This window comes from Colwellia meonggei (genome assembly GCF_057537295.1).
This window is the reverse complement of sequence record NZ_BAAJLZ010000002.1, coordinates 529,602-536,054: the sequence shown is the minus strand read 5'-3', so window position 1 is coordinate 536,054 and position 6,453 is coordinate 529,602. Positions and strand designations below refer to the sequence as shown.

At 39.3% G+C, this 6,453-nt stretch carries 8 protein-coding genes; 3 read left to right on the top strand and 5 right to left on the bottom strand.

Annotation, left to right across the window (positions count from 1 at the left end; genetic code table 11):
• From AC27E9_RS08560 to rpsU, 4 genes are all read right to left on the bottom strand, one after another.
• The coding region (locus AC27E9_RS08560; protein ID WP_487129167.1) for an RNA polymerase sigma factor region1.1 domain-containing protein at window positions 1-522 on the bottom strand (522 nt) is incomplete at its 3' end.
• A gap of 131 nt (window positions 523-653) precedes the next feature.
• Window positions 654-2,411: a DNA primase gene (dnaG, locus tag AC27E9_RS08555; protein ID WP_487129165.1), complete on the bottom strand. Its 1,758-nt coding sequence runs from the start codon at window positions 2,409-2,411 to the stop codon at window positions 654-656.
• A 149-nt stretch (window positions 2,412-2,560) separates the two neighbouring features.
• Window positions 2,561-3,007, bottom strand: a complete 447-nt coding sequence (locus AC27E9_RS08550; protein ID WP_487129163.1) for a GatB/YqeY domain-containing protein — start codon at window positions 3,005-3,007, stop codon at window positions 2,561-2,563.
• A 53-nt stretch (window positions 3,008-3,060) separates the two neighbouring features.
• Complete coding sequence (gene rpsU, locus AC27E9_RS08545) at window positions 3,061-3,276, bottom strand: 30S ribosomal protein S21 (RefSeq protein ID WP_011045067.1); 216 nt, start codon at window positions 3,274-3,276, stop codon at window positions 3,061-3,063.
• A gap of 367 nt (window positions 3,277-3,643) precedes the next feature.
• Here rpsU and tsaD point away from each other — a divergent pair, with 367 nt between their 5' ends.
• Complete coding sequence (gene tsaD, locus AC27E9_RS08540) at window positions 3,644-4,693, top strand: tRNA (adenosine(37)-N6)-threonylcarbamoyltransferase complex transferase subunit TsaD (RefSeq protein WP_487129161.1); 1,050 nt, start codon at window positions 3,644-3,646, stop codon at window positions 4,691-4,693.
• A 31-nt stretch (window positions 4,694-4,724) separates the two neighbouring features.
• Here tsaD and plsY read toward each other — a convergent pair whose 3' ends face one another.
• The gene (gene plsY / locus AC27E9_RS08535; protein ID WP_487129197.1) at window positions 4,725-5,309 is read right to left on the bottom strand and encodes a glycerol-3-phosphate 1-O-acyltransferase PlsY; all 585 of its coding nucleotides are present in this window, start codon (window positions 5,307-5,309) and stop codon (window positions 4,725-4,727) included.
• Between the two features lie 265 nt (window positions 5,310-5,574).
• Between plsY and folB the strand changes: the two genes are divergently transcribed.
• Entirely contained in the window at window positions 5,575-5,946 is a 372-nt protein-coding gene (folB, locus tag AC27E9_RS08530) for a dihydroneopterin aldolase (RefSeq protein WP_487129159.1), read from the top strand.
• Entirely contained in the window at window positions 5,946-6,449 is a 504-nt protein-coding gene (folK, locus tag AC27E9_RS08525; RefSeq protein WP_487129157.1) for a 2-amino-4-hydroxy-6-hydroxymethyldihydropteridine diphosphokinase, read from the top strand. Before folB ends, folK begins: the two co-directional genes overlap by 1 nt.
• Window positions 6,450-6,453 lie beyond the last annotated feature (4 nt).

The window sequence follows — 6,453 nt, the reverse complement described above, 5'->3', positions numbered from 1 at the left end:
TTCTTCATCTTCAGCGTCAGGGTCAAGGAAACCAACAATAATGTCGCTTAAGCGTACTTCTTCAGCTTCAAAGTTATCCCATTGCTCTAGCAAATAATTAATTGCTGGCGGATATTCAGAAACACTGCGTTGTACTTCTTTGATACCTTCTTCAATACGTTTAGCGATTACAATTTCGCCTTTACGTGTTAGAAGTTCAACTGTACCCATTTCACGCATATACATACGCACAGGGTCAGTAGTGCGACCGATTTCACTTTCGACAGTAGCAAGCGCTTGTGCTGCAGCTTCAGCTGCATCTTCATCAGTGTTTGCTTCACTCATCATTAACGTGTCGTTATCCGGTGCGTTTTCAAACACCTGAATACCCATGTCGTTAATCATTCGAATGATGTCTTCAACTTGATCGGAATCGATAATATCCTGAGGGAGATGATCGTTAACTTCTGCAAAAGTTAAATAACCTTGCTCTTTACCTTTGGTTATTAACTCTTTAAGTCTAGATTGTGGGGCTTGATCCATTGACGAGTGTCCACCTATTTATGGCTATCAAAAATACAACAGTAAGCCGGAAATTATAGCGAAATGTTTACTATATTACCAGCGAAAAACTGTGCTTCTATTTGTTTAAATATAGTACAACTATATTAATTTTATGCGCTTAGTAAACCGTGTAGTTCTTGCTTCTCGGTTTTATTTAAGCCGCCGTTACGTTCTTTTTCCAGTAATTGCTCTGTTCTTTGCTCAATAAAAACATTTAAAAAGTTCTCAATTAAGTCAAGAAACATACTTTCTGCATTTTCTGGTTCAACATGATGCTCTAAACACATCAACTTCGTTAACTGTTTTCCGGCTTCCTGGCCCCTAAAGTGTTCAATCAATTGCGCACTATTCACTTTTGAATTTTGTTTACACAGCGCTAAAAGCTGGTTCAATAGTGGAATTCCCGGCATATTTAATTGCTGTAAAATTGCTGGGTCTGGTAATACTTCTACTATATGGGGATGCTCTAGTAATAATGCAATAGCCAGTCTTACTGGTGTTATTTTAGTTTTACCTGATTTGGGTTTATTGTTGTCTTTTTGGGTAAAACTTTGCTGCAATTTTTTTAACTGCATTTCATTGTTTGCGCCAAACTGATTCGCCAACTTAGTGACAATCGCGTCTTTAAGGTTACTTTCTGGTAGCTTAGCTAAGTAGGGTTGGAAGGCACCAACTGCTGCGCCTTTGCCTTCCGCGGATGACATATCAAGTTGTGATAATAGGTGGTCGAATAAAAATTGTGATAATGGTGTCGCTTTGTCTAATATATTTTCGAAAGCAGTTTGACCTTGTTCTCTAATTAGGGAATCAGGATCTTCGCCATCAGGTAAGAAAACAAACTTCAAGCTATAGCCGTCTTGAATCATCGGCAAAGCATTGTCCATGGCTCGCCATGCTGCATCACGTCCGGCTCTATCACCATCGTAGCAACAGATAACTTCTTTTACTGTTCGAAACAATGTTTGTAATTGCTCAGGGGTAGTTGCGGTACCAAGAGAAGCTACAGCATAATCAACGCCATGTTGTGCAAGGGCAACAACATCCATATAACCTTCAACTACAACTAATCTAGTTAATTGTTTACTTGCCTGTTTTGCTTCATATAGGCCATAGAGTTCTTGGCCTTTATGATAAATTCTGGTTTCCGGTGAGTTTAGGTATTTGGGTGTACCATCGCCCAATACTCGGCCACCAAAGCCAATAACGCGACCACGTTTATCACGGATTGGAAATTGTATTCTACCTCTAAATCTATCGTATGGTCGGTTTTTATCGCCTTGAATCGCCATACCTAAATCAACTAATTGTTGATTGATTTGGCTGCTACGGCCAAATACTTTCATCATGCCGTCCCATGCATCGCTGATATAACCGATACCAAACCGTTTGACAATTTCACCACTTAAACCACGACCTTTTAAGTAGTTAATGGCAACATCTTTATCTTCTGCTGCTTTTAATTGTTGCTGAAAGAAGCGGCTGATTTGTGCCATCAGCTCGTAATCATCTTGCTTTTGCAGGTAAACTTTTTGATCTTGTTTTTGCTGGGCAGGAGTGCGGTTTGATTGCTCGCGTGGTACGTCCATATTGTAATGGGAAGCAAGCTCTTCTACGGCGTCTGGAAACTCTAAACGGTCAAATTCCATTAAAAATGAAATAGCATTACCGTGTTCTCCACAGCCGAAACAGTGATAAAACTGCTTATCTTGACTGACACTAAAAGACGGCGATTTTTCGGTATGGAATGGGCAACAAGCTTGGTAATTTTTACCGGCTTTTTTTAATGGCACGCGCGAGTCAATTAATTCAACGATATCGGCACGAGCCAATAAATCATCAATAAATTGTCGGGGGATCATGCCTGCCATAACTGCCTATTGGTCGAAGTAAAGTTCTATTTTACACAAATAAGCTAGGTAAAATAGTGGATTTTTGTACGCTAATTAAAATAAAACCGCGAGGCCTAAGCAGTCGCGGTTTAGTATTTTTTGAGCAAGTTGCTCAATAGCATATTTGATTAACTGTTGAGGGCTGCTCTAACTTGGCCGCTTACTGCGCCTAAGTCTGCTTTGCCTTGCATTAACGGTTTTAATACCGCCATTACTTTACCCATGTCTGCCATTGAGGCTGCACTAGTATCGGTAATTGCTTTTGCAATCAGTTGCTCAATTTCATCTGTAGTTAACGGTTGTGGTAAAAAATCTTCTAAAGCGACAACTTCTGCAGCTTCATTAGCTGCTAATTCATCGCGACCACCTTCACTAAACATTTTGATAGATTCTTTACGTTGTTTAACCATTTTGGTTATCACCGCAATAATATTCTCATCGCTTGCTTCAGTATTGTGATCGATTTCTGCCTGTTTAACTGCAGATAATGCCATACGAATTACGCCAAGACGAACTTTGTCTTTGGCACGCATGGCAATTTTCATTTCATCTTTAAGCTGGCTAAGTAGACTCATGATTTTATTTTCTCTTAAGTTAACTCAGTTGACTTATAAAATACTAAGAAATCTTAGTACATGCGAACGCGGCGAGCGTTCTCACGAGAAACTTTTTTAGCTGCACGTTTTACTGCTGCTGCTTTTTTACGCTTACGTTCCCAAGTTGGCTTTTCGTAAGACTCGCGACGGCGAACTTCAGAAAGAATACCTGCTTTTTCACATGAACGTTTGAAACGACGTAGTGCAACGTCAAATGGTTCGTTTTCTCTTACTTTAATCACTGGCATGTACTGTATTACCTTAGTATGTATCTATATAAATCGATGAATGACTTCGGCCAATTGCCTTATCTTCATCCGCTCTATTCAAAAATTGGTGACGTATTCTAATGCGAACGATATAACAATGTAAAGCAGTAATGGTGTTTTCAGTTAATTATCTGCTCGCTACGTTATTTGTCGATGAAAAGAGAGGAATAACCATCGCATTTTTATAAATGGTGCATAACAAATGAAGTATTTTAATATCTTTGACGCTATAAATTGAAAGTTTGCCAGTCGCTAGGTAGAATCTCGGCAAAATGACAACAGTAAACGTAATCTTAATACGATCTGTCTATTTTCTATTTTGATGTAAGGCTTTTAGGTAAAAATTATGCGAATTTTAGGTATTGAAACCTCCTGTGATGAAACCGGCATTGCAATTTACGATGACGGCCAAGGTGATTTACCTGAAGGAATTGTTGCACACAGACTATATAGTCAAATTGCTGTTCACGCTGATTACGGTGGTGTAGTACCAGAGTTGGCTTCACGTGATCATGTTCGTAAAACTATCCCGCTTATCAAAGAGGTCTTGTCTGACGCTAATTTAACCCCTGCTGATTTAGACGGTGTTGCATATACTGCGGGGCCAGGGCTTGTCGGAGCATTATTAGTTGGGTGTTCTATCGGCCGAAGTTTAGCTTATGGTTGGGATTTGCCAGCCGTACCAGTGCATCATATGGAAGGACACTTACTTGCCCCTATGTTGGAAGATAATGTGCCTGATTTTCCATTTGTTGCATTACTCGTTTCTGGCGGTCATACCATGTTAGTGCGCGTTGACGGTATCGGGAAATATGAATTATTAGGTGAGTCGGTTGATGATGCCGCTGGTGAAGCTTTTGATAAAACAGCAAAACTATTAGGCTTAGATTACCCTGGTGGCCCTGTGCTGGCAAAAATGGCAGAAGCGGGTAGAAAAGGGCGTTATAAGTTTCCGCGTCCAATGACTGATAAGCCAGGTCTAAATTTTAGTTTTAGCGGCTTGAAAACATTTGCAGCTAATACTATTCGAAAAGAAGACAGCGAAACGTTAACGCCTGAGCAAAAAGCACAAACGCAAGCCGATATAGCATATGCCTTCCAAGAAGCGGTAGTTGATACCTTAGCAATAAAGTGTAAGCGTGCATTAAAGCAGTGTGGGCTCAATCGTCTGGTGATTGCTGGTGGTGTTAGTGCGAATAGTGTATTAAGAGAAAAATTAGCGGAAATCACTAAAAAGCTTGGTGGTGAAGTTTTCTACCCTAGACCTGAATTTTGTACTGATAATGGCGCTATGATAGCTTATGCAGGGTTACAACGTTTGAAATCAGGTGTTGATACCGATTTAACATTTAAAGCGACGCCACGCTGGCCTTTGGATACCTTGCCACCAGTATAAAGGCTGCTTAATTCTAGAATAGAGAGAGTGCTTATTTTTTACTGAAAGATATTTTGCTTTCTGTGCCTTTAATAAGTCTGACAATATTTTCCTTGTGACGGAAGATGATCAACCCTGACAGCATGAGTACAGGGTAAACGTATATTGGTTTTAACAGCCAAGTATAAAGTGGTGCCAGTGAAACCGTTACAATTGCCGCTAAACTGGAATACCGTGTTGTTTTCGCCACCAATAGCCAAGTTAAAACTAATAGTCCGCCTAAATCTAAGCCAATAGGCAATAGTACGCCAAATGCTGTTGCAACGGCCTTACCTCCAGAAAATTGAAAAAATATCGGGTACATATGTCCTAAACATGCCGCTACCGCAATAATGCCCAAATAAAGTGGTTCTAAACCTAAAAAGTATCCACCCCAAACAGGCAAAGTGCCTTTTAAAATATCAAAAAATAATACTAGAGCAGCAATAAATTTATTACTAATACGTAAAACATTAGTGGCTCCAGGGTTGTGAGAGCCGGCAGTACGAGGGTCGGGCAGGCGGAAAAGTTTACAAAGTAAAATGGCACTAGAAATTGAACCTACTAAGTAAGCCACAATCATCATGAGCAATGTAATAAGTAAACTACTGATAATAAATCCTTTTTATATTCAAGAGGATGGTTTACAAACCATACTGCTTGAGAATATATCTGATTTTTTGCAAAACTGCTTAATATAATAAATAACAGATTTTCAACATTGTAGCGTGTTGTTTACTAGTTTTTCTAGGCCTACACAGGTAAACTCGCCATTTATTTTGTAAAGCAAGACATACGTGGTTTTTGCTCAGTAAAGTTATAGCAATCTCCTTAACAATTGTTGGGTATTTAAAGGGTTTAGCGTGGATAAAGTTTATATTGAGGGGTTAACCTTTCAAACAACCATAGGGTTTTATCAATGGGAAAAAGAAATTAAGCAAACTTTAGTGGTTGATCTCGCCATGGGGTGGAATACTGCCATCGCTGCTGAAAATGATGAGCTTGATAAGACACTCGATTACGCGACAATATCTGAAGAGCTTGTTACGTTTGCTAATAACAACCCAGTTGATTTAATTGAAACACTTGCTGAACGTATTGCAACGTTTTTAATGGCGCAATATCACATCCCATGGTTAAAGTTGAAATTAATGAAGCCAAATGCTGTGCATAATGCCACTACGGTTGGTGTTGAAATAGAACGTGGCCAAGCGATTAATGGTAAGTCTAGCTAATGGCTGAAATCTATATTTCATTGGGTAGTAATATTAATCGTCAATATCATGTTGAAAAAGGTCTTGATGCTTTAGCTAAATTGTTCAGCCCGTTAACGTTGTCATCCTTATTTGAAAGTGAGGCGGTTGGTTTTGCCGGTAAGCCTTTTTATAATATGGTAATAGGTGCAACAACTGAATTATCTTTGGCTGAAGTTACACGCGAGTTACGAGCAATTGAATATGATAATGGTCGCCTCGAAAATGCTAAAAAATTTAGCCCAAGAACGTTAGATTTAGATTTATTATTGTATGACAACATAGTCGCTGAGCAGCCCGCTCAAATTCCCCGAGATGAAATAAGCAAAAATGCTTTTGTGCTATGGCCTCTCGCCGAAATTGCCGGAAACCTTTCACACCCAGTTACTGGCGAGATTTATCAGAAAATGTGGCAACAATACGAAAAAAATCAACAAAAATTAAGTAAAGTGCCATTATCGTGGTCAGAAAAAATAGGGATATAAAGTA